General features: G+C 67.4%; 23 protein-coding genes. 4 read left to right on the top strand and 19 right to left on the bottom strand.

The genetic code is table 11. From position 1 onward, the window contains the following. Nucleotides 1-217: 217 nt before the first annotated feature. The 3 genes from KHO22_RS31550 to KHO22_RS31540 all read right to left on the bottom strand — a co-directional run bounded on the left by KHO22_RS31550 (nucleotide 218) and on the right by KHO22_RS31540 (nucleotide 3,474). Nucleotides 218-1,378, bottom strand: a complete 1,161-nt coding sequence (locus KHO22_RS31550) for a CaiB/BaiF CoA transferase family protein (RefSeq protein ID WP_211951122.1) — start codon at nucleotides 1,376-1,378, stop codon at nucleotides 218-220. Between the two features lie 65 nt (nucleotides 1,379-1,443). Beyond that, on the bottom strand, nucleotides 1,444-2,454 hold the full coding sequence (locus tag KHO22_RS31545; protein ID WP_211951121.1) for an NADPH:quinone oxidoreductase family protein: 1,011 nt from the start codon (nucleotides 2,452-2,454) through the stop codon (nucleotides 1,444-1,446). Nucleotides 2,455-2,472: 18 nt separating this feature from the next. Continuing rightward, on the bottom strand, nucleotides 2,473-3,474 hold the full coding sequence (locus KHO22_RS31540; RefSeq protein ID WP_211951120.1) for a Bug family tripartite tricarboxylate transporter substrate binding protein: 1,002 nt from the start codon (nucleotides 3,472-3,474) through the stop codon (nucleotides 2,473-2,475). 215 nt (nucleotides 3,475-3,689) lie between these two features. On the opposite strand from KHO22_RS31540, the gene KHO22_RS31535 reads away from it, so the two are divergent. Beyond that, nucleotides 3,690-4,589, top strand: a complete 900-nt coding sequence (locus tag KHO22_RS31535) for a LysR family transcriptional regulator (RefSeq protein WP_211951119.1) — start codon at nucleotides 3,690-3,692, stop codon at nucleotides 4,587-4,589. 330 nt (nucleotides 4,590-4,919) lie between these two features. Continuing rightward, nucleotides 4,920-5,111 carry a hypothetical protein gene (locus KHO22_RS31530; RefSeq protein ID WP_211951118.1) on the top strand — a complete coding sequence of 64 codons (192 nt, stop codon included), beginning with the start codon at nucleotides 4,920-4,922 and terminating at the stop codon, nucleotides 5,109-5,111. 69 nt (nucleotides 5,112-5,180) lie between these two features. Here the strand turns inward: KHO22_RS31530 and KHO22_RS31525 are convergent, their stop codons facing one another. The 12 genes from KHO22_RS31525 to KHO22_RS31470 all read right to left on the bottom strand — a co-directional run bounded on the left by KHO22_RS31525 (nucleotide 5,181) and on the right by KHO22_RS31470 (nucleotide 18,421). Next, complete coding sequence (locus KHO22_RS31525) at nucleotides 5,181-5,861, bottom strand: response regulator transcription factor (RefSeq protein WP_230427108.1); 681 nt, start codon at nucleotides 5,859-5,861, stop codon at nucleotides 5,181-5,183. A 19-nt stretch (nucleotides 5,862-5,880) separates the two neighbouring features. Continuing rightward, on the bottom strand, nucleotides 5,881-6,819 hold the full coding sequence (locus KHO22_RS31520; protein ID WP_211951117.1) for a S1C family serine protease: 939 nt from the start codon (nucleotides 6,817-6,819) through the stop codon (nucleotides 5,881-5,883). 228 nt (nucleotides 6,820-7,047) lie between these two features. Then, nucleotides 7,048-8,130 (bottom strand): M14 family metallopeptidase, encoded by a 1,083-nt coding sequence (locus KHO22_RS31515; protein WP_211951116.1) that lies wholly within the window; start codon nucleotides 8,128-8,130, stop codon nucleotides 7,048-7,050. A gap of 73 nt (nucleotides 8,131-8,203) precedes the next feature. Further along, the gene (locus KHO22_RS31510; RefSeq protein WP_211951115.1) at nucleotides 8,204-8,968 is read right to left on the bottom strand and encodes a hypothetical protein; all 765 of its coding nucleotides are present in this window, start codon (nucleotides 8,966-8,968) and stop codon (nucleotides 8,204-8,206) included. Between the two features lie 117 nt (nucleotides 8,969-9,085). Further along, a complete protein-coding gene (locus tag KHO22_RS31505; RefSeq protein WP_211951114.1) occupies nucleotides 9,086-9,904 on the bottom strand; it encodes a M55 family metallopeptidase in 819 nt (272 codons plus the stop codon). Next, nucleotides 9,901-10,935, bottom strand: a complete 1,035-nt coding sequence (locus KHO22_RS31500) for a DmpA family aminopeptidase (protein WP_211951113.1) — start codon at nucleotides 10,933-10,935, stop codon at nucleotides 9,901-9,903. The genes KHO22_RS31505 and KHO22_RS31500 overlap by 4 nt, the downstream gene beginning before the upstream one ends. 12 nt (nucleotides 10,936-10,947) lie before the next feature. Next, nucleotides 10,948-11,859, bottom strand: a complete 912-nt coding sequence (gene gsiD / locus KHO22_RS31495; protein WP_211951112.1) for a glutathione ABC transporter permease GsiD — start codon at nucleotides 11,857-11,859, stop codon at nucleotides 10,948-10,950. A gap of 15 nt (nucleotides 11,860-11,874) precedes the next feature. Beyond that, nucleotides 11,875-12,795: a glutathione ABC transporter permease GsiC gene (gene gsiC, locus KHO22_RS31490; RefSeq protein ID WP_211951111.1), complete on the bottom strand. Its 921-nt coding sequence runs from the start codon at nucleotides 12,793-12,795 to the stop codon at nucleotides 11,875-11,877. A gap of 146 nt (nucleotides 12,796-12,941) precedes the next feature. Then, nucleotides 12,942-14,498 (bottom strand): glutathione ABC transporter substrate-binding protein GsiB, encoded by a 1,557-nt coding sequence (gene gsiB, locus KHO22_RS31485; protein ID WP_211951110.1) that lies wholly within the window; start codon nucleotides 14,496-14,498, stop codon nucleotides 12,942-12,944. Between the two features lie 28 nt (nucleotides 14,499-14,526). Beyond that, nucleotides 14,527-16,416, bottom strand: coding sequence for a dipeptide ABC transporter ATP-binding protein (locus KHO22_RS31480; RefSeq protein WP_211951109.1), 1,890 nt, complete (start codon nucleotides 16,414-16,416; stop codon nucleotides 14,527-14,529). A gap of 49 nt (nucleotides 16,417-16,465) precedes the next feature. Then, nucleotides 16,466-17,440 carry an isoaspartyl peptidase/L-asparaginase family protein gene (locus KHO22_RS31475; RefSeq protein ID WP_211951108.1) on the bottom strand — a complete coding sequence of 325 codons (975 nt, stop codon included), beginning with the start codon at nucleotides 17,438-17,440 and terminating at the stop codon, nucleotides 16,466-16,468. Nucleotides 17,441-17,446: 6 nt separating this feature from the next. After that, nucleotides 17,447-18,421, bottom strand: coding sequence for a MurR/RpiR family transcriptional regulator (locus KHO22_RS31470; protein ID WP_211951123.1), 975 nt, complete (start codon nucleotides 18,419-18,421; stop codon nucleotides 17,447-17,449). Nucleotides 18,422-18,680: 259 nt separating this feature from the next. Between KHO22_RS31470 and KHO22_RS31465 the strand changes: the two genes are divergently transcribed. After that, nucleotides 18,681-20,612 (top strand): ATP-binding cassette domain-containing protein, encoded by a 1,932-nt coding sequence (locus KHO22_RS31465; RefSeq protein WP_211951107.1) that lies wholly within the window; start codon nucleotides 18,681-18,683, stop codon nucleotides 20,610-20,612. A 91-nt stretch (nucleotides 20,613-20,703) separates the two neighbouring features. On the opposite strand, the gene KHO22_RS31460 is transcribed toward KHO22_RS31465, so the two are convergent. From KHO22_RS31460 to alr, 4 genes are all read right to left on the bottom strand, one after another. Beyond that, a complete protein-coding gene (locus tag KHO22_RS31460) occupies nucleotides 20,704-21,189 on the bottom strand; it encodes a disulfide bond formation protein B (protein ID WP_211951106.1) in 486 nt (161 codons plus the stop codon). Between the two features lie 187 nt (nucleotides 21,190-21,376). Further along, complete coding sequence (locus tag KHO22_RS31455; protein WP_211951105.1) at nucleotides 21,377-21,949, bottom strand: GNAT family N-acetyltransferase; 573 nt, start codon at nucleotides 21,947-21,949, stop codon at nucleotides 21,377-21,379. Between the two features lie 3 nt (nucleotides 21,950-21,952). Then, nucleotides 21,953-23,317 carry a DNA repair protein RadA gene (gene radA, locus KHO22_RS31450; protein ID WP_211951104.1) on the bottom strand — a complete coding sequence of 455 codons (1,365 nt, stop codon included), beginning with the start codon at nucleotides 23,315-23,317 and terminating at the stop codon, nucleotides 21,953-21,955. A gap of 101 nt (nucleotides 23,318-23,418) precedes the next feature. Beyond that, nucleotides 23,419-24,540 carry an alanine racemase gene (alr, locus tag KHO22_RS31445; protein WP_211951103.1) on the bottom strand — a complete coding sequence of 374 codons (1,122 nt, stop codon included), beginning with the start codon at nucleotides 24,538-24,540 and terminating at the stop codon, nucleotides 23,419-23,421. A gap of 457 nt (nucleotides 24,541-24,997) precedes the next feature. On the opposite strand from alr, the gene lplT reads away from it, so the two are divergent. Continuing rightward, complete coding sequence (gene lplT / locus KHO22_RS31440) at nucleotides 24,998-26,317, top strand: lysophospholipid transporter LplT (RefSeq protein WP_211951102.1); 1,320 nt, start codon at nucleotides 24,998-25,000, stop codon at nucleotides 26,315-26,317. Nucleotides 26,318-26,562: the final 245 nt, after the last annotated feature.

Raw genomic sequence — 26,562 nt, 5'->3', positions numbered from 1 at the left:
AACCAACCGTTCGATGCCTCATGCTCAACTTGCCTTGCAAACCGGAGCGCGTTCATATAAGTAGGTCGCCGGCTACGCCGGCGAAACGGCAGCGCATGTCAAGCACGACAAACCAATCAAAACCCAACCGGCCATGCCAAAAAAAACGGCAGCGTCTGCAAAGAACGACACCCCCATCACGACTCATTCCCCGAAATCCAGCACAGAACCCTTTTCTCTAGGCCGCAATGCCGAACTCGGCAAGCACCGATGCCGTGTGCTCCCCGAGCAGCGGGGCCGGGCCATGCGGCCGCACGGTTCCCGCCAGCCCCGGCAGGTTCGCCCACGGCAACTGGCCGATCCCGGCCTGCGCCACATTGCCGAACACGCCCGCCTGCGCGCACTGCTCGCTGGCCAGCATCTCGCGCGGATGGCTGACGCGTCCGAACAGCACATCGTTCCCGGTAAAGACCGACTCCCAGTGCGCCAGCGGCTGCTGCGCCAGCGCGGCGGCCAGGCGCTGGCACAGTTCGGCCGCGCGCGGCAGGCGGCCCGCGCTGGTGCGCAGGCCCGCATCGGCGAGCCAGTCGTCAAAGCCGAGCACAGTCGCCAGCCGCACGAACATGGCGTCGTTGAGCATGCTCACATAGAGCGCGCCATCAGCCGCCTGGAACAAGCCCGTGGGTGCGTTAGCGGCGGCAAGCTCGGCACCCGGGAACATGGCATCGTCGAGCATCAGGTAGGACTGCAAGGCCGCGCTGGCCTCCAGCAGCGACATCCGCACATGCCGCCCCTTGCCGCTGCGCGCCGCGCGGAACAGCGCCGCCGACGCATGCTGCGCCGCGTACAGGCCAGTGCTCAGGTCCACCAGGAAGAAGCCAATGCGGCGCGGCTGGCCGGCTGGGTCGCGGTTCACGTGCATCAGGCCGCTGAAGGCCTGGATGGTGGTATCGACGGCCGGCAAAGCCGCCAGCGGACCGTCCTGCCCGTAGCCGGTGATCGAGACATAGACCAGCGCCGGATTGTGCGCCGCCAGCGCTTCATACCCCACGCCCATGCGCTCGGCCACGCCGGGGCGATAGTTCTGGATGACCACGTCGGCCTGCCCGGCCAGCCTGCGCAGCGCAGTCCGGCCGGCTTCGGTGCGCGTATCGAGCACCACGCTTTCCTTGCCGGCGTTGTACGCGATGGCAATCGCGGTCATCCCTTCGCGCGCGCGGCCCATCTGGCGGCCCCAGTCGCCGGCGGGCGGCTCGACCTTGATCACGCGCGCGCCCTGCTGGCGCAGGATCAGGCCGCAGTACGGGCCGGCAATGCCCTGGCTCAGGTCCAGCACGGTCAGGCCGGCGAGCATCGGCTCGTCATCGGGCGCGGAGGCTGCCGCGGGGGTCTGGTTCATGTCTGTCTCCCGTTTATCGTTTCGCTGGTCGTTTCGCTGGTCGTTTCGCTGGTTGCGCCGCCGCGTCACGGCATGTCGAGCATGACCTTGCCGATCGCGCGGCGCGACATGGTGGTGTCGACGGCCTCGAGCCACTGGTGCAGCCCAAAATGCTGCAGCACCGGCTTCGGCATCTCGCCGCGCGCCACGGCCTGCATGATCTTGCCCACCACGTCCTGCACCTGTGGCGCGAAGCGGCTGCGCTCGTCGGTCAGGCCCCAGCCGATGTAGTAGCCGTAGTTGAAGCCGATCATCGACAGGTTCTTGACGAGCAGCAGGTTGGCGGGCACCTCCGGAATGCGACCGCTCGCATAGCCGATCGACAGCAGGCGCGCACCCGGTGCCGCGCAACGCAACGAGGCATCGAAGAGATCGCCGCCGACCGGGTCGAACACCACGTCCACGCCGCCGGGCGGGCACAGCGCCTTGACTGCGGCTGCCAGCGCCTGCGGATCGGACGGCAGCGCATGCGCGGCGCCATTGCGCACGGCGGCTGCGCGCTTGGCCTCGGTGCTGGCCGTGGCGATCACGCGCGCGCCCATCAGGTGGCCCACCTGCACCGCCGCCGTCCCCAGCGAGCCGCTCGCGCCATGCACGAGCATGGCCTCGCCGGGCTGCAGCGCTGCGCGCCACGCGAGCGCGGCCCAGACGGTGCCGTAGGTGACGGGCAAGGCCGCGGCGCTGGCCAGGTCCAGTCCATCGGACACGGGGTAGACGGTATCGGCCGTGGTCACCACTTCCTGCGCGAAGCCGCCCCAGTCCAGCGCGGCGGCCACGCGCTGGCCGGGCCGCAGACGGGTCACGTCGGGCGCCACTTCGATGATCTCGCCCGCGGCCTCCGTGCCCGGCGTGAACGGCAGCGGCGGCTTGCGCTGGTACTTGCCCGACACGAACAGGCTCAGCGCAAAGCCCACGCCCGCGTGCCGCACGCGGATGCGCACCTGGCCCGGCGCCAGCGGCCGCCGCTCGATACGCTGCAGTTCCAGCTCGCTCCAGTGACACCAGCGCGAGCACACCAGTCCAAGGTAATCGCTCATACCGTGCTCTAGCCTCCCTCATTCCATCGCGATGCCGACGTCGCGGATGATGCGGCTCCATTTGTCCTGGTCGCTCTTCATGACCGCGGCAAACGCTTCCGGCGAATTGCCGACCGGCACCAGGTTCAGGTCCTTCATGCGCTTCGACACCTCCGGCATCCGCACGATGCGCGCGACCTCGCGCGAGAGCGCATCGACGCGCGCCTTGGGCACGCCCGCCGGGAACATCAGGCCCATCCACGCATCGGGCTCGAAGCCCTTGTAGCCGGCCTCGCGGAATGTCGGCACATTGGGCAGCAGCGCCGAACGCTCGGCACCGGCCAGTGCGACCGGGATGATCTTGCCGCTCTGCAGCAGCGACATGGCCGTGCCGACCGGCACGAGGCCGATCTTCACATGGCCCGCAGCCAGGTCCGTCACCAGCGGTGCGCCGCCTTTGTACGCCACGTGGGTCATGTCCAGCCCGGCCTCGCGCTTGAACAGCTCGCCCAGGATATGGCCCGTGGTGCCGGCGCCGTAGGAGCCATACGGATACTTGCCCGGATTGGCCTTGACGAGTGCCACCACCTCCTTCAGCGTGCGCGCCGGGAAATCCGACGACACCGCCAGCACGGTGTAGGAAACGGCCACCTCGCTCACCGGCGCGAAATCGGCGATCGGGTCGTAGCCGATGCGCTGGTACAGCGAGGGGTTCTGGACGTGCGCGGTGAAGGTCAGCAGCACGGTGTAGCCGTCCTTGTCCGCCCGGGCGACGTACTTGGTGCCCGTGGTCGTGCCGGCACCGGGCTTGTTCTCGACGATCACGGGCTGGTTCCAGGTCCTGGTCAGCTCCTGCCCGATCAGCCTGGCCACGGCGTCGTTGACGTTGCCGGCCACGGACGGCACCACGATGGTCAGTGGCCGCGACGGATATGCCTCGGTGTCTGCCGCCATGGCGGCGGTCGCGGTCGCGGCGCTCAGCATGACGCCCAGCAGGGCGGCACGCAGGCGCGCGCCGCGTGCGGCGGATGGGTTCTGCATTGGCTTGTCTCCTGTGTATGGCGCCCGATTTTTTTTGTGCATGGCCTGTCGGCGCCTTGGCCGCAGTCTATGGCAGCCGCCGGGCGCGCGCGATTCCCGCCAGTACCGGCGCGATTCCCGGCGGGAAAGTGCGGAAGTGCGGAAGTGCGGGAATGGGCCGCCAATGGCTGCTATACAATGCCCCGACCCCACTCTTGCGCCCGCCAGCCGACGCGATGCGATTCGAGGACCTGGAAGCCTTCCTGGTAGTGACCCAGCATGCCAACCTGCACCGCGCCGCCACCGCGCTGGGCGTGACGCAGTCCGGCCTGTCCAAGACGCTGGCGCGGCTGGAGGCAGAGGCCGGCATGCCGCTTTTCGAGCGCACCCCGCGCGGGCTCGTCCTGACCAGCGTGGGCAAGACCGTGCATGCGCATGCGCGGCGGATCTCGCTGGCCGCCAGCGACATGCGGCAGGAACTGGCCGAACAGCGTGTTGCCAGGTCTGGCACGGTACGGCTCGGTGCCATCCCGTATCTGGTGCCGTCGCTGCTCTCGCCGTTGCTGGCGCAGTTCTTCGTGAGCCGGCCGCTGGCCGTGTTCTCGATCGAAACCCATCTGAGCGCCCGCTTGCTGGCGGTGCTGCAGAACGGCGACGTCGACCTCATCCTGGCCGCGCGTCCCACCACCGTGCCGGAAGATGTGCGTGGGCTGCCGCTGGGCCCGCTGACGATGCAGATCGTGGCGCGCAGCGAGCATCCGCGCCGCGCGCGGTTCCATACGCTGGCGGACCTGACCGAAGAACGCTGGGCCGTTCCCGCGAGTTCGCTCTACCTGCGGCAATGGCTTGAGGAGCGCTTCACCGCCGTAGGCCTGCCGCCCCCGCGCGTGGCCGTGGAAAGCACGGCATCGCCGGTAGCGTTCGGCGAGTTGCTGCGCCATTCGGACCTGCTCGGCATCATGCCGCCGCGCATTCTCAAGCAGGCCGAAGGACAGGGTCTCGAAGCGATCGAGGGCCCCGGCATGGCGTGGCAGCACGAACTGGAGATCTTCTGGCGCGCGGACGGCTATCTGTCGCCGATCTGCCAGGATTTTCGGGATGCGGTGGTGAAGTGGTGCGAGCAGGCCAATATCTGAGTGATGGAGGCGCTGGCGACTGCCGATCGGATTGGATTGTCCTGTGAACGCCGTCCTCAGTCGACCGGTGAAAACCTCTCGAAGCCTATACTGAACTAAGCCTGATATGCACCCGAAAGCAGCCGACGGCGCACCGGCTCATCCGACGATGGCATCACACGGGCGCCGGGTTTAAGGGGGCTGCCGGCTGGCAGCGAAACCCGGAAGGAATTCGGTGCTGGTAGATCCCTGACCGCAAAAATGCGATCTGCGGTACATCCGACAGCGTTTCAGCAGGTATCTCCGAATGGCTGCTCAAGGCCCATGCCACATAGACAGGGGGATTCCATCATGAGCAATCGCCGCTATGTCGTCACCATCGACCAACCCAGGGACGTTTCCGACGATCAGATGGCCGAGTACATCAAGCTTGCCATCGCCAGTTGGGGCGCCGGAATGCCACCGCCTCCGCCAGACAGCCCGTTCTTCGACCTGGATGTGGAGTCGGTAACGTCGATCCACAGGCACAAGCACGACTCATGAGGGGCGGGCCCGTTAAGCATAGGACGCGCTGTCTTCCTGGCTACGCCGTCTCATCGGCCTGATTTCCGGCTACACCATGATGAGGCCGTGTCGCATGCCCTGCATGACGGCCTCGGTGCGGCTGCTTGCGCCGAGCTTGCCGAAAATGGAGGAGAGGTGGAACTTCACCGTGTTGTCCGAGATGTTGAGGTGGCGCCCGATCTCCTTGTTGCCAAGCCCTTCGGCGAGCATGGTCAGCACTTCAATCTCGCGTGGGGTGAGCATTTCGACAAGCGCCGCCGATGCCATCTCGCGAGGCGCCTTGCGCTGCGCCAGCAGCCTGAGGAGGATCTCCGGGGACAGCACGCAAAGGCCCGCTGCCACGGCGCCGATCGCGGCGATGATTTCGCCGGGCGTGGCGCTGCGCGGCGGCAACGCCGTGGCGCCGCCTGTCAACGCCTCATGGATCCAGACGCCGTCCGCCTCGTCGGTGAGCAGAACCAGCGCCGGCGTTGCGGGACCGCGGTTCGCCTCCGGCGCCGGCGCTGGCATCGGCAAATCGTCGGCCTGCGGCTCCAGTTCGACCAGGACCACATCCGGCAATTCGCCGGCAAGGTGATCAGCGATCGTTGCGGCGTCGGCCGCGCTGCCTGCGAAATCCAGCGCCGGCTCTGCATCCACAAGCGCCTGCAGGTTTGCACGCGCTTGCGGCGAGGCGGCGACGACGGCGACCCTGACCGGGCTCATCGGTTTTGTCTCGGCACCCGACATGCGGCGGCTTGCAAATATCTCAGTGGCACGAATTCCGTTGCTGGCGTTCGCCCACCGTGACCGAGCACTCGTTGCGCTCGCCGCCCCGGATCAGCCCGATCTTCAACAACTGTCCGATACGGTCGCCGCCAAGTGCGGCATGCACGTCGTCCATGTCGCGGCACGGCTTGCCATCCAGTTCGATCAGCACATCCCCGATCAGCACCCCGGCTTGCTCCGCGGGCCCGCCTGCCGCAAGCGAAACCACCAGCAGCCCGCGACCGGATGTCAGATTCAGCTTCGTCACCGAGGCCTCCGACAGGTTCACCGGCTGCGTGCCCACGCCAAGGTAACCCTGCGACACACGTCCCTTGCTTAGCAGTTCGCCGCTCACGCGCGCCACCGTCGCTGCCGGAATCAGAACGCCAGCGCCAGGCACGAGCGCCGATGTGCACAGGCCCATGACCCGCCCCTGCATATCCGTCAGGGCCGCACCGGAGAAACCGGGGCGCAGGCCGCCGTCCAGCCGCACGAAGGCGTCGAACTGCCCGCCTCGCCAGCTGCGCCATGGACCGCCGGCAGTGCCGACGATGCCGAAATCTGCGCTGGTGCCGAGCCGGTCCACGCGCGCCACCGCGAGCACCAGATGGCCTGCCTTGAGGGAGCGGGCATCGCCGGTCTCGACCGGACTCAGCTCCACGCCATCGAGCCTCAGTACGGCCAGGTCGGTGCCAAGGTCCCGTCCCGCCAGGACGGCCGCCACGGTTCGGCCATCGGCCAGGGCGACTTCAATGCCGTCCTCGTGCCTGACCGTATGCGCCGCCGTGACCACCACGCCGGGTTTCCAGATGACGCCACTGGAGGGAAAGCGATGCCGCCCGTGGACCGCGACGACACTCTGGCCAACGCGCTCGGCGATGGCAGCCAGGTTGGCGGAAAGATCCTGCAAGGGATTTCCGCTGGGGCTAGGGGTTTCCATGTGATGACTCCTGCCATTTGCCAGGTCAATCGATGCTCCGGGGGATTCCCGGCCAGCCTGCGGATGCCAGACTGGCAAGCGGAGACCGTGGCTTCACAATGACAGGCGTGCGACTGCCGCGCACCACCCTAATGGGTAGCCAGCGCATTTGGCGTGCTTGCGCGCAGCGTTTGGATAAGGACGCGACTTCCTTCGGCGACTCCTTCGGGGCCCCACGTGATTGGGCGGCTATCGCGTGCGCATGGCCTTGCGGATCGCCTCGGTCACCTGCTCGACCACACCCGCGCGCCAGTCGTCGGCATCGCCATAGAAAGCCCGCCACATGGCCTGCCTGACCAGCGTGCGCTGGTTTTCATCGGCCTCCGGATGGAGGTGGAGCCAGTGGTCGCCGCGCAGCGCGTCAAGGACTTCCGCAACGGGCAGCGTGCCGAACTCCAGCGCGATCCCCGCATAGTCGGTATCGGGCAGCGTGCCCGGCACCGCCTGCCAGGCCAGCCCGGTGAGCCGGGCCGAACTGGACGAGCCGTCATGGATCGACGTCACCTCGTTGCCCCAGATGGCGCGGGTCCGCCTGAGTTGCTCGACTTCGTCGGGTCCCATGCAGATGGGCTCGCCATAGCCCCATGGCCCCAGGCCGGTATGGATGTCGATCCAGCGCAGGCTGCTGCGTCCGCTGCCAAAGCGCGCCAGCACGCGCCGCAGCGTGTAGTTGCTCCACGTTTCCTTGCTGCCGCCATAGAACAGGCCGCGCGGATCCTGGTACTGGCCACCGCTGACCGCAGTCTGGTACCAGTCCATGCCTTTTTCCGCCACGGCCTTCATGAACTGTGCCTGCTCCGCGCCGGACGGCGGCCAGTGCGCGGGCACCAGCATCGGCGCAATCTCCGCATACGGCGCGTTGTCCGGCAGCGGTTGCGCGAAATCCATGAAATTGCGGTTCAGGTCGACGTTGTCCTCATTGACCCGGCGCAGATGGGAAAAACCATAGGGATTGACGGCGTGCACGAGCAGCAGGCCCAGGCGCGCCTCGGCGCAGTCGGCCAGCAGTACCGCATCGGCCAGCAAGGCCACCTGCGCGCCGGAGCCGCAGAAGCCTTCCACGCCATGCACCCCGGAACTCACCATCAGCACGCGGCGAGCGTCGGCGGGCCCGACCCACGCAACATCCATGGCAAGGTCCTCGCCGGCGCTACCGCGCCGGGTCGGATGGGGAAACTCGGCCAGTGTTGCGCCGGCGGCACGCGCGGCGGCCAGGAACTTCTGCCGTGCCTCGGCATAACTGGTGGCGAAGCAACCCGAAACCTGGCCCATGGCGACTGCCCCTCGCGAACGGAGATGGTGGCATTAGACGCCAAATCGTCCGGCCTTGCCAACGTGCAGTGCGTCAGAACAGCTGCCCGCCCTCGCCAGGCCGGGCGTCGTCCGGCCCCCAGATCCCGGGCGAACTGAATGCCTGCGGATGCATTTCAATGCCCGCGGCGGCGATCTGCGCGGCCGACAGCACGAGCTGGCGCGCCAGCCAGTCATGCAGGCTGCGCAGGAAGCGGATGTTGTCGAGCCGGTTGGAGGCCGCGATCAGCCGTTCCAGCTTGACGTGGGCGGTGTAGACATCCAGCAAGTTGGTGGCCTTGAGGCGCGGCGGCGTGGTGGGGCTCTTCTCGATGGCGAGAATGCGGGCCACCTGGGCCCGGCTCATGTCGCCGGTACGCTGGAACTGCTCATAGACATCCTGCAGTGGCGCAAAGCGCACCGTGGGCTGGACGCGCGGCACCGCCGCGACCTTCTCCATGCGCAGCACCAGGTAGCGGATGGCCGCCAGGCGTTGCGCGGCGTCGCGCTGCGCGACGGTGGGCCGGCGGCGCGGCACGCTGGCAGCGGCGAGGGATGCATCCAGCGCCTCCGCCTGGCGCACCATGTCGCGCTCGGTATAGTCCGGCACTTGCGCGAGCAGGCTGGGATGGAGCAAGGCGGCCCGGGCGCAGGTTTCACCGAACGGGTACTCATGGCCCTGCGCATCACGCAGGATGTAGGCCCGGCCATCGGGAAAGCCATGGTGCCGCCCCGTCGTCCCGCGCGCGTGGCAGCGCGTGTCCAGGTCGACGAAGTCCTTGCGTACGGGAATCCAGCCCCCGTGTTGTGCCTGGGTCATGTGTCTGCGTGATAGCGGTATGGCGGTATGGCGGGTGAAGACCGCCCGGCCGATAGACCGACCGGGCCGCGCCGAACCGGCTATTGTCGCCGATCGCGCAGCGACCGGCCAGTTCCGCTATTTCAGCATGAACGACATCGCCGACAGGCAGTTCAGCATGCGCACGGCCGACTGCACCGAGTCCGCCGGGAACGCCAGCGTGACGCCGTCTAAGCGCTCCAGCGCCGGCCACTGGCAGAACAGGTCCGCGTGCGCGGGCGTCTGGGTCTGGAGCCGGCAGTGCACCGGAGCATCGATCCGGAACGCGCGGGCCGCGGCCCGTTCGCGCACGGCCAGCGCGGCCGCGGCGCGGATGGCATCGCGCGCCGCCGCCGGCGCAAGCGTGCTGCCGCTGCCGAAGCCGCCCGCGGACTTGGTCTGCACATAGCGCACCCACGGCATCAGCGGACGGGTCTCGTCGATGAACACATCATCGCCGCTCGCCATCAACACCGGCACGCCGAACTCGCCGGCCAGCGCAGCGTAAAGCCCGGCCTCGCCATACTCCTGCCCGTTCAGCCACACCCGTGCGAAGGCGCTGCTGTTGATCGTATGCGCCAGCACACTCCGGCTCTGCGCGCGGCCGTGGTAGCCGATCATGAACACGCCGTCGCAGCCCGCTTCCACCCCGGCCATCATCCCGAGGTAGCGCGGCTTGCCCAACACCAGCTGCGCCCGCGGATCGAGCTGGTCTGGCAACAGGTTGCGGAAGCCGCCGTGCGAGTCATTGACCAGCACCTCGGTGGCACCGGCCTCGAAGGCGCCCTGCACGGCGGCATTGGCCTCGCCCGTCATCCAGGCGCGCGCGCGCTCATACTCGCCGTTGCCGGCTCGGGTCTGCTCGGCGTGGAAGACGCCGGCAATGCCCTCGATATCTGTGGAAATCAGCAGCTTCATGTCGGATTGCGCAGTTCGGGCATGACGTCCAGCAACGCCTGCCGCGCGTGGCCATCACGGCCCCGGAGCGTCACGGCGTGCCACAGTGCGTGAAGGATGGCCTGTTCGACGCTGTCGGCGGCCGCGCGGAACAGCGGGTCCAGGCGGCTTTCGTGCAGCAGCGCCACCGCAGGCATCGGCTCGGTGGCATGGTGCGGCACGGTGTACGCGTTCGAAAACGCCAGTGCGATATCGCCCGAACCGTGCCCGTACACCGAACCCGTGCGCGCCAGACCCGCGCCGGCACGCAGCGCCAGCCGGCGCAACTGGCGCGCGTCCAGCGGCGCGTCGGTGGCCACGATCATGATGATCGAGCCCTTCTCGGGCTCCGGCGCCGGCGCCGCCAGCCGTGCGGCAAGTTCGCTGCCGACATGCCTGCCGGCCACGACGAGAGATTCCGGCGTGCCGAAGTTCGCCAGCACCAGCGCGCCCACGCAATACCCGCCGGCCAGCCGCGATGCCGTGCCGATGCCACCCTTGACGCCAAACGCCGACATGCCGCGTCCGGCCCCGACCGCGCCGGACTCGACGTCCGGACCGGCGGCAGTGCAGGCCGCCTCATAGTGGCCCCCGTTGACCGCCATGGCCTGGATATCGTTCAGGTAACCGTCATTGCACTCGAACACCAGCGGGTTGACCGTCGGCAGCGTCCGGCCGATCTCCGGATTGGCCGCGATGGCCTCGCGGATCTGCGCCTGCGCCACGGCGCCGACGGCGAACGTGTTGGTCAGCGCAACCGGCGTCTCCAGCACGCCCAGTTCTTCCACCTGCACGAGTCCTACGCTCTTGCCAAAGCCGTTGATCACGGCGCAGGCGGCCGGCACCTTCTGCAGGTAGGGATTGCCGGCGTGCGGGCGCACCACCGTCACGCCGGTCTGCAGATCGCCCTGGTCCAGCGTGCAATGCCCGACCGTCACGCCGGCCACGTCCGCGATGCTGTTGCGCGCGCCGGCGGGCAGCGTGCCGATGACCGGTGGAGTCACCTGTTCCATCTCCGTGCCGCCTCAGCGCCGGTCGATCTTGGGATCGAGCGCGTCGCGCAGGCCGTCGCCGAGCAGGTTGAAGGCCAGCACCGTCAGGAAAATGGCCAGGCTCGGGAAGATCGCGACGTGCGGGGCCGTCACCATGTCGGCGCGTGCCTCGTTAAGCATGGCGCCCCACTCCGGCGTGGGCGGCTGTGCGCCCAGCCCGAGGAACGAGAGGCTCGCCGCGGTGATGATCGACGTGCCGATACGCATCGAGAAATACACCACGATGGACGACACCGTGCCCGGCAGGATATGCCGCATCAGGATGGTCCAGTCCGACGCGCCGATGCTGCGCGCGGCCTCCACATAGGTCAGGCGCTTGAGCATCAGCGTATTGCCGCGCACCAGGCGTGCAAAGGCCGGAATGCTGAAGATCGCCACGGCGAAGATCACGTTGACCATGCCGTTGCCGAGGATCGCCACGATGCCGATCGCCAGCAGGATGCCCGGGAACGCGAACAGCACGTCGGAAATGCGCATCACGATGCGGTCCCACCAGCCTTCGTAGTAGCCGGCCAGCAGCCCCAGCGCCGTGCCGATCACGGCGCCGATGATGACGGACAGGAAGCCCGCCGCCAGCGAGATGCGCGTGCCAGCCAGGATGCGGCTGAAGATGTCGCGCCCGAGCGAGTCCACGCCCATCCAGTGGGCCGCGGACGGGCCGGCATTGAGCGCGTCGTAGTCGAAGAAATTCTCGGGGTCGAATGGCACCAGGTGCGGTGCCAGGATCGCCACCACGATCAGCAGCAGCACGAACGCGCCGGCGCCGAGCGCCAGGTGCTGCTTGCGGAATTTGCGCCAGAACTCGCTCCAGGGCGTACGCACGGCCTGCGGCGCCGCGGCTGGCGCGGCTGCCGGGCTGGCGGCGGGCGTGGAAATCTCGGTCATGCCGGCCTCCCTCTCTTACTTGTAGCGGATGGTTGGGTTGATCACGGTGTAGAGCAGGTCCACCACCAGGTTGATCAGGATGAATTCGAGCGAGAACAGCAACACCTCGGCCTGGATCACCGGGTAGTCGCGCATCTCCACGGCATCGACCAGCAGGCGCCCGAGGCCCGGCCAGTTGAAGACCTTCTCCACCACGATCGAGCCGCCCAGCAGGAAGCCGAACTGCAGGCCCATCATGGTCACGACCGGGATCATGGCGTTGCGCAGCGTGTGCTTGGCTACGACCACGGTTTCGCGCACGCCCTTGGCACGCGCCGTGCGCACGAAATCTTCCTGCAGCACCTCGACGAACGAGGCGCGCGTGAAGCGTGCCATCACCGCCGCCACGGCCGCGCCCAGTGTCAGCGACGGCAGCACGTAGTGCTTCCAGCTCTCGGCGCCGATCGACGGCAGCCAGCCGAGCTGCACGGAGAACACTTCCATCAGCAGCATGCCCAGCGCAAATGCCGGGAACGAGATGCCGGACACGGCCAGCGTCATGCCCAGGCGGTCAGGCCAGCGATTGCGCCAGACCGCCGAGCAGATGCCGATCACCATGCCGAACACGACGGCCCAGACCATCGATGCCACGGTCAGCCACAGCGTCGGCATGAAGCGGTCGCCGATCTCTTCGCTGACCGGGCGCTTGGTGCGCAGCGAATGCCCGAACTCGCCGCGGATGGCGTTCGAGAAGAAGTGCACGAACTGCTGGGGCATGGGCTTGTCCAGGCCCAGGTCCTTGCGCACCAGATCGACGGTCGCTTCGTCGGCCTCCGGGCCCGCCGCCAGCCGCGCAGGGTCGCCGGGCAGCAGGTGGACGAACAGGAACACCAGCACCGCCACGATCAGCAGTGTGGGGATCACGCCCAGGCATCGTTTGAGGAAGTAGTTCAGCATGACGCTTCAGAGGAAAAGGCCGCGGGGTGCCCGCCACGCCCCCGCAACGGGGACAGGCGGGCACACTCGGCTTGCTGCTCGGCTTGCGTGGCAATGTCCACGCGCCTGCTGCTTGATTGGCCTGATTGCGGCTCGTTACTGCTCGATTACTGCTTGATATCGATCTCGTCGAAATTGAACGAGCCGTCCGGCATCACGTAAGCGCCGGTCAGCCGCTTGCTGCGTGCGAACAGCACCTTCTCGGTCACCAGGAAGGCCCACGGCGCGTCCTTCCAGATGCGTTCCTGGGCGTCCTTGTACAGCTTCGCCTTTTCCGCGCGATCGGTGGTGCGCAGCGCACCGGCGATGTCGGCGTCGACCTGGTCGTTCTTGTAGTACGCGGTGTTCAGCAGCTTCGGCGGCATCGACTCCGAGGCCAGCAGCGGACGCAGCGCCCAGTCGGACTCGCCTGTCGACGACGACCAGCCGATGTAGTAGATGCGCACGCCGGCGTCTTCCGGCTTCTGCACGCTCTCCACCTTCTCCACGCGCTGGCCGGCTTCCAGCGCCTGCACGCTGGCCTTGATGCCGACCTGCTGCAGCTGCTGCTGCACGAACTGGATCACCTTCTGCGCGGTGGTGTGGTTGTAGGCCGACCACAGCGTGGTCTCGAAGCCGTTCGGGTAGCCCGCTTCCTTCAGCAGTGCGCGTGCCTTGGCCGGGTCATACGGCCACGGGCCCAGCTTCTCGGCGAAATCCACGCCCGGCGGCACCACGCCCTCGGCCGGCACCGCGTAGCCGGCGAAGGCCACCTTGGCCAGCGCATCCTTGTTGATGGCGTAGTTGATGGCCTGGCGCACCTTGGGGTCGTTGAACGGCTTGACCATGGTGTTCAGCGACAGATAGCGCTGGATGATCGACGGCGCCGCGATCAGGTCCGCCTTCGGGCTGTTCTTGAGCACTGCCGCCTGCTCGAACGGAATGCTGAAGGCGAAGTCCGCCTCGCCCGTCTGCATCACGGCCGAGCGCGTGTTGTTGTCCACCACCGGCTTCCAGGTGATGGTGTCGATCTTCGGGTAGCCCGTCTTCCAGTAGCCCGCAAACTTCTTGCCCTTCAGGTGGTCGGGCTGCTTCCATTCCACGAACTCGAACGGGCCGGTGCCGACCGGATGGAAGGCGATCTCCTTGCCGTACTTCTGCAGTGCGGCAGGAGAGATCATGACGGCAGAGGGATGGGACAGCACGTTGATGAAGGGCGAGAACGGCTCCTTCAGCGTGATCTTCACGGTGCTGCTGTCCACCACATCGGTCTTCGCCACGCGGTTGAACAGCGTGTAGCGCTTGAGCTTGTTGGCCGGGTTGATCACGCGGTCCAGGTTGGCCTTGACCGCAGCGGCGTCGAACGTGGTGCCGTCGTGGAACTTGATCCCCTTCTTCAGCTTGATGGTGTAGATCAGGCCGTCCTTGCTGACGTCATAGCTCTCGGCCAGCACGTTGACCAGCTTCATGTCCTTGTCCAGACCAAACAGCCCCTGGTAGAAGCTCTTGGACACGGCCTGCGAGAGCGTGTCGTTCGAGTCGTACGGGTCCAGCGTGGTGAACGTGGAAGCCACGGCCATTACCGCGTCCTTGGCGGCAAAGGCAGGACCGGCCGCCAGTGCGCCCATGGCGCCAACCGCGAGCAACCCGGCCAGCAGCCTGGGCGAAACCATCCGTGCAGACATAGCGATTCTCCTTGGATTAACCTTAGTTTCAGTAGGCGCCGCCGATGGCGTGCCGGGCAACAAAATGGCCGCTCTCCCCGCTGCCGGCAACGGCCACCAGCGGCTGCACCACCGGCTCGTCACCGACCGCGCGGATCGGGCTGGGGATTTCATCGGAAAGCGGTTCGCGCCGCAGGTGACGGCGCGCCGGATCGGCAATCGGCACCGCCGCCATCAGCTTCTTCGTGTACGGGTGCTGCGGGTTCTCGAAGATCGCGCGGCGCGGGCCGATCTCGACGATCTGGCCCAGGTACATCACCGCGACGCGATGGCTCACGCGCTCCACCACCGCCATGTCGTGCGAGATGAACAGGAAGGCAATGCCCAGCTCGCGCTGCAGGTCCAGCATCAGGTTGACGATCTGGGCCTGGATCGACACATCCAGCGCGGACACCGACTCGTCGGCCACCACCACCTTGGGGTTGAGCGCCAGCGCGCGCGCGATGCAGATGCGCTGGCGCTGGCCGCCCGAGAACTCGTGCGGATAGCGCGCCGCATGCGAAGCCTCCAGCCCCACCTTCTCCAGCAGCCATGCCACGCGCTGCTCGGCCACCTTGCCGCTTGCCACCTTGTGCACCTGCAGCGGCTCCATGATCGAGTAGCCGACCGGGACGCGCGGGTCGAGCGAGGCGAACGGGTCCTGGAAGATGAACTGGATATTGCGCCGCAAGTGCTGCAGCGCCGGGCCATGCATCTGGCTGATGTTCTGGCCCGCGAACTCGATGGTGCCGCTCTGGCTGTCCACCAGGCGCAGCAGCGAGCGGCCGGTGGTCGACTTGCCGCAACCCGATTCGCCGACCAGCGCCAGCGTCTCGCCCGGGTAGAGGTCGAAGCTGACCTTCTCCACCGCATGGACGCGCCGCGCGACGCGGCCGAACAGGCCGCCCGGCACGTCGAAGCGCGTCACCAGATCGCGCACGCGCAGGATCGGCGTGGCTTCGGTGGACACGGTGTCCTGCGGCGCCACGGGCTCGGGTGCGGCATCGCCAAGCTGCAGCAGCGGGAACTTGGCCGGCAGGTCGGTGCCCTGCATGGCGCCAAGCCGCGGCACGGCCGACAGCAGCGCGCGCGTATAAGGATGGGCCGGGGCGCGGAACACTTCATCCGAACCGCCCTCTTCCACTTTTTCGCCGCGGTACATCACCAGCACGCGGTCGGCCACTTCGGCCACCACGCCCATATCGTGCGTGATGAAGACCACGCCCATGTGCATTTCCGCCTGCAGGCCGCGGATCAGTTGCAGGATCTCGGCCTGGATGGTCACATCCAGCGCGGTGGTGGGCTCATCGGCAATCAGCAGTGCGGGCTTGCACGACAGTGCCATGGCGATCATCACGCGCTGGCGCATGCCGCCGGACAACTGGTGCGGAAAGCGGTCCAGCACGCGCTTCGCTTCCGGAATGCGCACCAGTTCCAGCATGCGCAGTGCCTCGGCACGGGCGGCGGAGCGGCTCTTGCCCTGGTGCAGGCGGATCGATTCCGCGATCTGCTCGCCCACCGGGAACACCGGGTTGAGCGAAGTCATCGGCTCCTGGAAGATCATCGCCACGTCCGCGCCGCGCACGCTGCGCAGCGTAGCGTTGCCGGCGCGGGCCAGGTCGATGATCTCGCCACCGCGCCGGCGCAGCGCCATGCTACCCGACACGATCTTGCCGCCGCCATGCTCCACCAGCCGCATCAGCGCCAGCGAGGTCACCGACTTGCCGGAGCCGGATTCGCCGACCACGGCCAGCGTCTCGCCACGGTCCACGTGGAAGGACAGGTTGCGCACGGCTTCGACCGTACGTTCCGAGGTGGCAAAGCGGACGGTCAGGCCGTCCACCGACACCACGCGCTGCGGCGGCAGCACGATGTTTGCTTGAGAAGAGAGTTCAGCCACTGGCACCCCTTGGATTGCTGCGGGAATTGCTGAAAGCGAACGGCGCGCGTCAGCCGTAGATCGACACGCTCACCGGGCCGCTGGCGCGGGCAAAGCCGCGGTACATGCCCTCGGTGTTGAACGGCAGCGTGACGTTGCCGGCGCGGTCCACCGCGATCAGGCCGCCACGGCCGCCGATGGCGGGCAGCTTTTCCATGACCACGCGGCGCGCGGATTCTTCCAGCGACAGGCCGGCATAGCGCATCTGCGCCGAGACATCGTGCGCGGCCACGGCGCGGATGAACATTTCGCCGGTACCCGTGGCGGAAATGGCTGCCACGTCATCGGCGTAGCAGCCGGCGCCGATCAGCGGCGTATCGCCCACGCGGCCCGCCTGCTTGTTGGTGACACCGCCCGTGGACGTTGCCGCGGCCAGGTTGCCGAAACTGTCGCAGGCCACGGCGCCCACCGTGCCGAACTTGCTGTCCGGATCGATCGGATCGGCCTTGCCGGCAAGCGCGCGCGCGGCCAGCGTGGCCGCGTCATGATCGAGCAGCGCCATGCCCTGCACCGCGCGGGCGCGCTCCCATTGCTCGTAGCGGGCTTGCGTGTAGTAGTAGTCGCGCGAAACCAGTTCCAGCCCATGTGCCTGGGCAAAGGCTTCGGCGCCCTCTCCCGCGAACAGCACATGCTCGCTGTGGTCCATCACCGCGCGCGCGGCCAGCACCGGGTTGCGCAGCCGCGTCACGCACGCCACCCCGCCGGCACCGAGCGTCGCGCCATCCATGATGGCGGCGTCGAGTTCGTAGGTCCCGGCATGCGTCAGCACCGCGCCCTTGCCGGCGTTGAACAGCGGGCACTCTTCCAGCAGCCGCACGGCTTCGGTCACCGCGTCGACGGCGGTGCCGCCGCTGGCCAGCACGCGCTGGCCGGCCAGCAGCACCTGTTCCAGCGCCTCGGTGTATTCGCGTTCGCGGGCGGGGTCCATGGCGTCGCGCGTGATCGTGCCGGCGCCGCCGTGGATGGCAATGACTGCTTGGTTCATGGGAAGCTACGCTTTCGGATGCTTGGAAGAGTGGCGGCGCGCGGCGCCGGGCTTGTCTTCGCCGCCGGCTTGCGCCAGCGGCTGCCCTGCCGGCGTGCCGGCGCCGTTGCCGTTGCCGGCATTGGCGCCGTACAGCCAGGGCAGGAGGAATTCGGTCATTTCGGCAGCGGCCTTGACCGGGCGTTCGGCCCGGTGCGCCACGGCACCGCACAGCGCTTCGATCAGCGCCAGCACCGTGGCGTCGGAGTTGGCGGACAACCGGTTGGCCGCCTGCGCGTAAAGCGCGATGTCGGCGATCGGCGCCAGCGGCGAGGTCGGGCCGTCGGTCAGCGCCAGCACTTGCGCGCCGCTTGCCTTGGCGCGCTGGGCCAGCATCACGGTGTCGGACACATAGCGCGGAAAGGCAATGGCGATCACGAGATCGTCGGGGCTCAGCTTGAACAGCTGGCGCGCCGCGTGCGACGCTCCACCCGCACCGGCCACCGAAGTCACCACGCGGCAGTGCATTTCCAGCCCGTGCTGCAGCAGGCCCGCCAGGTAGCCGCTCGCACCGAAGCCGGCGATATAGACACGCTCCGCGGCAAGAATCGCGGAAACCGCACGTTCGCAGGCATCCGCGTCCAGCGCACGGCGCGTGGCCTCGAGATTCGCGGCGGCATCATCCAGCGATGCGGCGAAGGCTTCCGCGGCCGTGGCCGGGCGCTCCAGCTCGGAACGCAGGCGCTCCACGGGCGCCAGCGTCGCCTCGAAGCCGCGCACCAGTTCCGCGCGAAACTGCGGATAGCCGTCAAACCCCAGCGCGCGCGCAAAGCGGTTGGCCGTCGCCACCGACACCTGTACCGCGGCCGCAAATTCGTCGATGCGCATGGTGGCCGCGCGGAACGGATTGGCGAGCACGTACTCGGCCATGCGCTGGTGCGCGGGCGTCAGCGCGGGCAGGCTTCGTGCAATGCGATCGGAAATCGAGGTGCCGTCCGGCATGGGTGTCGGGAACGGGCCGATGTGAAAACAGGCATCGGCCACAGGGTCTGCAATGAAAATTAATTTACACGCAGACGCGGAACAAGAAAACATAGTTTTCATTGTTCAAGGGTAATCCCTAGGCTTCGCCGCCATCCGGGCGGGCGCTACCGGCAGGAAACGCTACAATGCCGGCCAGCGCCCCAAGCCGGCTGCAGCGCGCGCTTTTTCGCGCCACTTTCCGCCGTTTGCCTCCGTTACCGACGTTCCTGCCTTCCTCGTGATCCGAATCGACCAGCTTGTCCTCCAGCGCGGCACCAAGGTGCTGTTCGACCACACCAGCGTGACGCTCAACCCGGGCGAGCGCGTGGGCCTCGTCGGCGCCAACGGCAGCGGCAAGTCCACCCTGTTCGCGATGCTGCGCGGCGAACTGCATCCGGACGGCGGCGACCTGGTCGTGCCCGCGCAGTGGCGCATCGCCCACGTGGCGCAGGAAACGCCAGCGGTCGCCCGCAGCGCGGTGGACTATGTGATCGACGGCGACACGCGCCTGCGCGAGATCGAAGCGGCCATCGCCGAAGCCCAGGCTGTCGGCGACGGCAGTGCGGAGGCCGAGGCGCACGCGGGCTTTGCCGACGCCGACGGCTACACCGCGCCGGCGCGTGCCGAAGCGCTGCTGCTGGGCCTGGGCTTCACGCTGGCGCAGGTCTCGCAGCCGGTGTCGTCGTTCTCGGGCGGCTGGCGCATGCGCCTGAACCTGGCCCAGGCGCTGATGTGCCCGTCCGACCTGCTGCTGCTCGACGAACCGACCAACCACCTGGACCTGGACGCCATCGTCTGGCTCGAAGACTGGCTGGCGCGCTACCCGGGCACGCTGGTCATGATCTCGCACGACCGCGAATTCCTGGACGCGATCTGCAACGTCACGGTCCATATCGAGAACCAGCAGCTGCGCCGCTACGGCGGCAACTACACGCTGTTCGAGACCCTGCGCCTGCAGCAGATGGCGCAGCAGCAGTCGGCCTATGTCCGCCAGCAGAAGGAAATCGCGCATCTCGAATCGTTCATCACGCGTTTCAAGGCCAAGGCGACCAAGGCGCGCCAGGCGCAGAGCCGCGTCAAGGCGCTCGAGAAGATGGAGCGGCTGGCGCCGGTCCACGTCGCGGCCGGCTTCGCGTTCGAGTTCCGCGAACCGGATGCCGCCCCGAATCCGATGATGGTGCTGGACGGCGTCGACTGCGGCTATGCCGAGGCCGATCCGCCGGTGACCATCCTGCACAGGCTGGCGCTGTCGATCCAGAACGGCCAGCGCATCGGCCTGCTGGGCGCCAACGGCCAGGGCAAGTCAACGCTGGTCAAGACCCTCGCGGGGACGCAGGATCCGCTCACGGGCAACCTGCGCCTGGGCAAGGGGCTGCAGATCGGCTACTTCGCCCAGCACCAGCTGGAGACGCTGCGCGACCATGACTCGCCACTGCAGCACCTGGCCCGGCTCGCGCCGGACACGCGCGAGCAGGAACTGCGCGATTTCCTCGGCAGCTTCAACTTCCGCGGCGACATGGCGACCGCGCCGATCGAGCCGTTCTCGGGCGGCGAGAAGGCCCGGCTGGCGCTCTCGCTGATCGTCTGGCAGAAGCCCAACCTGCTGCTGCTCGACGAACCGACCAATCACCTGGACCTCGACACGCGCGAGGCGCTGACCATGGCGCTGGCGCAATTCGAAGGCACGCTGATCCTGGTTTCGCACGACCGGCACCTGCTGCGCGCCACCGCCGACCAGTTCATGCTGGTCGCCGACGGCACCATCAAGCCGTTCGACGGCGACCTCGACGACTACCGCGACTGGCTGCTGCAGCAGGCCGCCGCCAAGCGCAACGCCGCCGTGGCCGCACACCAGGCGGAATCGGGCGGCGCGTCGGCCGCGGTCAACCGCAAGGACCAGCGCCGCGCCGAAGCCGACGAGCGCCAGCGCCTGGCGCAACTGCGCAAGCCCCTCACCAGGGAGCTGGAAAAGGTGGAGAAGCGCATGGCGGTGCTGCAGCCTGCCAAGGCCGAGATCGACCAGTTCATGGCCGACGAGACCAGCTATGCCGAGGCCAACAAGTCGAAGCTGATGGAAATGCTCAAGCGCCAGGGCGAGGTCAATGGCGAACTCGAGACGCTTGAAGAGAAATGGCTGGAACTGCAGGAACAGATCGAGCAGATTGTGTAGGGGTTCGGGTCCCCTACGTGGCACCCACCTTGCCGAAGGTCTGGGTGCAAGGAAAAACCGGCGCCTTGTGCGCCGGTTTATTTTGTTTCCCTCAGCGGTAATTCTTCTCGCGCCGGATCAACCCCACCGCCAGCGTCAGCGTCAGGATGAACAGCCAGATCAGCGACCAGGCCGGCACCGACAGGCCCAGCACCGGCGGCAGCGGCGCCGTGCACAGGCCGTCCGAATAGAACAGCTGCGGCAGCACCTTGGCGGTCGGCAAGGCATTAACCCAGTTTTCGAGCGGGTCGATGCCGCAGCTCGCCTTGGGGTTCAGCAGCAGCGACACGTGGTACACGGCCACGGCAATGCCGCCGACGCCGGACAGCATGCCCAGCCCCTGCCACAGCGAACGCGTGTTCTGCGCAATGGCCGCGAGCAGCGAGAACAAGCCGATGCCGATAAAGGCGAAGCGCTGCATGATGCATAGCGGGCAAGGCTGGTAGCCCTTTTCGAACTGCAGGTAGAGCGCAAAGCCAACCATCCCGAAAGAGATGATGGCGATCAGCAGGAAATAGGCGCGGGAGTTGGCTTGCATAAACGATGGGCTTGCATGAACGATGAACGGATCGGGATCTCTGTTGCCAGGTTGCCGGCGCAGGGCCCTCCGGCTGCTGGTCGGCATTATTACCGATTTTGCGGAATCTCCCCTGCTTGCCGACTGGCGGATGAGCGGAAACGCCGGCTTGCGTCATGTGGCGGATTGCCGCAGGTTGCCCACGGGCTCAGCCAGGACGGTGCGCCCCGGCCTCCCAGTCGGCCCGCGGCAAGCGGTAAAGGCGATGGCGCCGCAGCGGATGGCCCTCCGGCAGCGCGGGGTGCTCGAACCCCAACGCATCCTCATGCATGCCCAGACGTTCCATCACCGCGCGCGAGCGCTGGTTGCCCAGCGCGGTGAACGACACGATCTCTTCCAGGCCCAGCTGCCCGAAGCCCACGGCCAGCGCCGAGCGGGCTCCCTCGGTAGCGAAGCCCTGCCCCCAAGCCTCCCGGGCCAGCCGCCAGCCGATCTCCACGCAGGGCGAAAATGGCAAGGCCGCCGCAGGGACGTTGAGCCCCACGAAGCCGATGAACGTGCCGTCCGCCTTGCGCTCGCAAGCCCAGAAGCCCCAGCCGAGCCTGTCGATCTTCTCGCGGCAGCGGGCCGCCAGACCGTCACTTTCCGCGCGGCTCAGCGGCGCGGGAAAGTAGCGCATGACCTCGGCATCGGCGTTCAGCGCGGCAAACGGCGCATCGTCGGCGTCGCGCCATTGGCGCAGGCGCAGGCGCGCGGTTTCGATCTCGATCAGGTTGGCCATCGTTCAGTCGAGATGGCGCACGCGATCAATGGCCTGCTCGATGCGCTCGACCGCGATCACGTCGAGCCCGTCGATCTTCTGCTTGGGCGCGTTGGCCTTGGGGATCACGGCCAGCGTGAAGCCGAGCTTCGCGGCCTCCTTCAGCCGTTCCTGGCCGCGCGGACTGGGACGGATTTCCCCGGCCAGGCCGACTTCGCCAAACACCACCAGGCCGCGCGGGAGCGGCTTGTTGCGCATCGACGAGTGGATCGACAGCAGCACGGCCAGGTCTGCCGCGGGCTCGGTAATCTTCACGCCGCCCACCGCGTTCAGGAACACGTCCTGGTCAAAGCAGGCAATGCCCGCGTGCCGGTGCAGCACGGCCAGCAGCATGGCCAGCCGGTTCTGCTCGAGGCCCACGGCCAGGCGGCGCGGGTTGGGCACGTTGGCGGTATCGACCAGCGCCTGCACTTCCACCAGCAGCGGGCGCGTGCCTTCCTGTGTGACCAGCACGCAGGAGCCCGGCACGGTCTCTTCATGCTGCGACAGGAACAGCGCCGACGGATTGCTGATGCCGCGCAGGCCACGCTCCGTCATGGCGAACACACCCAGTTCGTTGACGGCGCCGAAACGGTTCTTGAACGCGCGGATCAAGCGGTGCGAGGAATGCGTGTCCCCTTCGAAATACAACACCGTATCGACGATGTGCTCGAGCACGCGCGGGCCGGCGAGGTTGCCTTCCTTGGTCACGTGGCCGACCAGGATGATGGTGGTGCCGCTGCTTTTGGCAATCCGCGTCAGTTGCGCCGCGCATTCCCGCACCTGGGCCACCGAGCCCGGCGCCGAGGTCAGCGCCTCCGAGTACAGCGTCTGGATCGAGTCGATCACGGCCACCTCGGGCCTTTCCGCCTCCAGCGTGGCCTGGATCTTTTCGAGCTGGATTTCGGCGAGCAAGCCCAGCGTCGGACTCTCCACACCCAGGCGCTGCGCGCGCAGCGCGATCTGGGCGCCGGATTCTTCGCCGCTCACATAGAGCACGCGTCGCTGCCCGGCCAGGTTGGCGAGCGCCTGCAGCAGCAGCGTCGACTTGCCGATGCCGGGATCGCCCCCGATCAGCACCACCCCGCCCGCGACCAGGCCCCCGCCGAGCACGCGGTCGAACTCGTCGATGCCGCTGGAAAAACGCGGCACGTCCGCGGCGTCGATCTCGGCAAGCTTCTGCACCGTGGCCGACGCCGCCAGCGGCTGGAAGCGCTTGCCCGCACTGCTGCCTTCGGCCACGGTCTCGACCAGCGTGTTCCATTGCTGGCAGTGCGGGCACTGGCCGGCCCAGCGCGGCACGTTGCCGCCGCATTCGGTACAGGTGTAGACGGTCTTGGTCTTGGCCAACGAAAGATCCTTGAGAAGTGCCGGAAACGGGTAAGTGCCGCAAACGCTGCGGCCGGCCACCTTGGGCAGCCGGCCGTCAGGACGGGTGATCCTTGCGGGGTTCAGGCCAGCAGTGGCGAGGCGCTGTCCCACGCGGTGATGGTGGCCACGGAGGCCGGCACGCGCGGCGCCAGCGCGCACATCAGCTCGTAGCCGACCGTGCCGCTGGCCTGGGCGACATCGTCGATCGGCAGGCCCTGTCCCCACAGCGTGACCGGGCTGCCGACCCTGGCTTTCGGGCATGGCCCCAGGTCCACGCACAGCATGTCCATGGAAACGCGGCCGACCAGTTCGGTGCGCACGCCATCGACCAGCACCGGCGCGCGGTTCTCGCCCCAGCCGGTGGCGTGGCGCGGGTACCCGTCCGCGTAGCCACAGGCCACCACGCCGATGCGCATCGGCCGCTCGGCGGTGAACATGGAGCCGTAGCCGACCGTATCGCCGGCTTGCAGGTCCTGCACGGCAATCAGTTCGCTGTGCAGCGACATGGCGGGCTGCAGGCCGACACCGGCAATGTCGGCCTCGCGGCCGGTGGGCGAGGCGCCATACAGGATGATCCCGGGCCGCACCCACGCACGGTGCGCCTCGGGATGCCACAGCACCGCGGCCGAGTTCGACAGGCTGGCCTCGCCCGGCAGATTCGCGGTGGCGGCGTCGAAGGCCGCGACCTGGTGGGCGATGCCGCGTGTGCTGTCGGCATCCGAGAAATGGGTCATATGGACGATGCTGCCCACGCACGGCATGGCCCGCGCGCGCTCCCACGCGGTGCGGTACTGCGACGGCTGGAAGCCCAGGCGGTTCATGCCGGTATTGAGCTTGAGCTGGATCGCCAGCGGGCCTTTCGGCCGTGCGCTCTCCAGCATCCGCAGCTGTTCTTCGCAATGGATCGCGGTGGTAAGGCGGTATTGTTCCAGCAGCGGCACGTCCTGCGGCTGGAAAAAGCCCTCCAGCAGCAGGATCGGGCCCTGCCAGCCGAGGTCGCGCAGCAGCACGGCCTCATTCAGGTCCAGCAGGCCGAAACCATCGGCCGCGCGCAGGCCGGCAAAGACACGGCGCAGTCCATGGCCATAGGCGTTGGCCTTGACCACGGCCCAGACGCGGGAACCGGGGGCGTGGCGGCGGGCGATCTCCAGGTTGTTCGCAATGGCGGGTTGGTGGATGACGGCGTGGATCGGTCTTGGCATGAAGTGACATCTCGCAAGGCATGCATCGCCGCCTCTGGAAGAATCCTTCCAGGCGCCGCAGTGTGAGTCGGGCGCCATGTCCAGCATGGGCACGCACCAGATCAGGGAAGACCCGGTATTCGGCCAGCGATGCGCAACCGTTATTTGAACACACTCGCGAGCGCCCACCGGGAAATCCCGGGGAATCGCAGGGCGTCTGCGCTGTCAAACTGGCGCCTTTGCGGATTCGGGATTGTCGTGTTTTCGTGATATAAAGCCGGACGCTCAGGCCATGTTCTAAACGCTACGCAATATGTCAATGACGGTCAGGCAAGCGGCGCGGCGCTCACGCGCGGCGTATGCGGCACAATTCGACACGGCCGCAGCTCAGGGTCCCCTGCAACAAACCATGGCAACGCCGGTGGGCGTAGCCCTTCCCAGAGCGCACGAAGGACGCGCTGGAGACAAAGTCGAAAGCATGAAGAAGGGTTTTTACACCATCATGGCCGCGCAGTTTTTTTCGTCGCTGGCCGATAACGCGCTCCTGATCGCCGCCATCGCCCTTCTCACCGAGCTGCATTCCCCGCAGTGGATGACTCCGCTGCTCAAGTTGTTCTTCGTTCTCTCCTACGTCATCCTGGCCGCCTTTGTCGGCGCGTTCGCCGACTCCATGCCCAAGGGGCGGGTGATGCTCATCACCAACGCCATCAAGATCGCGGGCTGCGCCATCATGATGTTCGGGCTGCACCCCTTGCTGGCCTATGGCATCGTGGGCTTCGGCGCGGCCGCGTACTCGCCGGCCAAGTACGGCATCCTGACCGAGCTGCTGCCCCCTGAAAAGCTGGTGATGGCCAACGGCTGGATCGAAGGGCTGACCGTGGGCTCGATCATCCTGGGCACCGTGGTGGGCGGCGCGCTGATCTCGGTGCATATTTCGCAGATCCTGCTGCGCTTTGATATCCCCCACATCGACACGGGCATCAATACGCCGGCCGAAGCCGCGATGGTCGTGATCATGCTGTTCTACGTGATCGCCGCCATCTTCAACCTGTTCATTCCCGATACCGGCGCCCGCTACCCGCAACAGGAAAAGAACCCGGTCAAGCTGATCGCCGAGTTCGGCGACTGCTTTGTCGCGCTGTGGCGCGACAAGCTGGGCCAGATCTCGCTGGCCGTGACCACGCTGTTCTGGGGCGTAGGCGCCACCTTGCAGTTCATCGTGCTGAAGTGGGCCGAAAAATCGCTGGGACTGAACCTGTCGCAGGGCGCCCTGCTGCAGGCCGTGGTCGCCGTGGGCGTGGCCGTCGGCGCCATCATGGCGGCAGCGCGCATTCCGTTGCGCAAGTCTCTGTCGGTACTGCCCTTCGGCGTGGCCATGGGCGCCACCGTGATGCTGATGGCGTTCTACACCAAGGACGCCATGCCTCAGTTCACGGTGGACGTGGCGGGCATGCACATGCCGCTGTACATGGCCATCGCCTACGTATTCCTGATGCTGGTCGGCGCCATGTCGGGCTACTTCGTCGTGCCGATGAACGCGCTGCTGCAGCACCGCGGCCACGTGCTGCTCTCGGCCGGCCACTCCATCGCCGTGCAGAACTTCAATGAGAACGTTTCCGTGCTGCTGATGCTCTGCCTGTACGCGCTGCTGATCAAGCTGAACGCGCCGATCGGCCTGGTGATCGTCGCGCTGGGCCTGTTCATCTGCATCACCATGCTGCTGGTCATGCGGGTGCACAAGTACAACGTGCGCACCTTCAACTCGCTCGCCATGATCGGCGAGGACAAGCACCACTGAGCGCCCGACCGGCGCCCACGACGACGTCGTTTATGGCTTAGAACCCATTTCAGAATGAGGAAGGGGACGCGTTCCATCCAGGCGTGGCGCAGGCTAGGCGCGGGCCGCCGGCCTTGGTCATTCCAAGGTCAAGGCCCGCAACGACGCATGCGCCACGCCTGGATGGAACCCGAAGGGAAGGCTGTTGCCGGGCCGCATGGCGTCGGTGTTGGGGGCCAGGCGGGGTATTCACCCCCCGGGCGCGC

Source organism: Cupriavidus yeoncheonensis, from assembly GCF_905397275.1.
GTDB classification, from domain to species: domain Bacteria; phylum Pseudomonadota; class Gammaproteobacteria; order Burkholderiales; family Burkholderiaceae; genus Cupriavidus; species Cupriavidus yeoncheonensis.
Note: the sequence above shows the minus strand (reverse complement) of the source record. Positions and strands in the feature narration are given on the sequence as shown.

What these genes read in the sequence shown, in the direction of transcription:
- KHO22_RS31455 (WP_211951105.1), bottom strand. Translation starts at nt 21,949, where the DNA reads ATGGCCAACCTGATCGAGATCGAAACCGCGCGCCTGCGCCTGCGCCAA.
- KHO22_RS31545 (WP_211951121.1), bottom strand. Translation starts at nt 2,454, where the DNA reads ATGAGCGATTACCTTGGACTGGTGTGCTCGCGCTGGTGTCACTGGAGC.
- alr (WP_211951103.1), bottom strand. Translation starts at nt 24,540, where the DNA reads ATGCCAAGACCGATCCACGCCGTCATCCACCAACCCGCCATTGCGAAC.
- KHO22_RS31505 (WP_211951114.1), bottom strand. Translation starts at nt 9,904, where the DNA reads ATGAAGCTGCTGATTTCCACAGATATCGAGGGCATTGCCGGCGTCTTC.
- KHO22_RS31510 (WP_211951115.1), bottom strand. Translation starts at nt 8,968, where the DNA reads ATGACCCAGGCACAACACGGGGGCTGGATTCCCGTACGCAAGGACTTC.
- KHO22_RS31500 (WP_211951113.1), bottom strand. Translation starts at nt 10,935, where the DNA reads ATGGAACAGGTGACTCCACCGGTCATCGGCACGCTGCCCGCCGGCGCG.
- gsiC (WP_211951111.1), bottom strand. Translation starts at nt 12,795, where the DNA reads ATGCTGAACTACTTCCTCAAACGATGCCTGGGCGTGATCCCCACACTG.
- KHO22_RS31475 (WP_211951108.1), bottom strand. Translation starts at nt 17,440, where the DNA reads ATGAACCAAGCAGTCATTGCCATCCACGGCGGCGCCGGCACGATCACG.
- lplT (WP_211951102.1), top strand. Translation starts at nt 24,998, where the DNA reads ATGAAGAAGGGTTTTTACACCATCATGGCCGCGCAGTTTTTTTCGTCG.
- gsiB (WP_211951110.1), bottom strand. Translation starts at nt 14,498, where the DNA reads ATGTCTGCACGGATGGTTTCGCCCAGGCTGCTGGCCGGGTTGCTCGCG.
- KHO22_RS31550 (WP_211951122.1), bottom strand. Translation starts at nt 1,378, where the DNA reads ATGAACCAGACCCCCGCGGCAGCCTCCGCGCCCGATGACGAGCCGATG.
- KHO22_RS31530 (WP_211951118.1), top strand. Translation starts at nt 4,920, where the DNA reads ATGAGCAATCGCCGCTATGTCGTCACCATCGACCAACCCAGGGACGTT.
- KHO22_RS31470 (WP_211951123.1), bottom strand. Translation starts at nt 18,421, where the DNA reads ATGCCGGACGGCACCTCGATTTCCGATCGCATTGCACGAAGCCTGCCC.
- KHO22_RS31515 (WP_211951116.1), bottom strand. Translation starts at nt 8,130, where the DNA reads ATGGGCCAGGTTTCGGGTTGCTTCGCCACCAGTTATGCCGAGGCACGG.
- KHO22_RS31460 (WP_211951106.1), bottom strand. Translation starts at nt 21,189, where the DNA reads ATGCAAGCCAACTCCCGCGCCTATTTCCTGCTGATCGCCATCATCTCT.
- KHO22_RS31540 (WP_211951120.1), bottom strand. Translation starts at nt 3,474, where the DNA reads ATGCAGAACCCATCCGCCGCACGCGGCGCGCGCCTGCGTGCCGCCCTG.
- KHO22_RS31525 (WP_230427108.1), bottom strand. Translation starts at nt 5,861, where the DNA reads ATGTCGGGTGCCGAGACAAAACCGATGAGCCCGGTCAGGGTCGCCGTC.
- gsiD (WP_211951112.1), bottom strand. Translation starts at nt 11,859, where the DNA reads ATGACCGAGATTTCCACGCCCGCCGCCAGCCCGGCAGCCGCGCCAGCC.
- KHO22_RS31535 (WP_211951119.1), top strand. Translation starts at nt 3,690, where the DNA reads ATGCGATTCGAGGACCTGGAAGCCTTCCTGGTAGTGACCCAGCATGCC.
- KHO22_RS31520 (WP_211951117.1), bottom strand. Translation starts at nt 6,819, where the DNA reads ATGGAAACCCCTAGCCCCAGCGGAAATCCCTTGCAGGATCTTTCCGCC.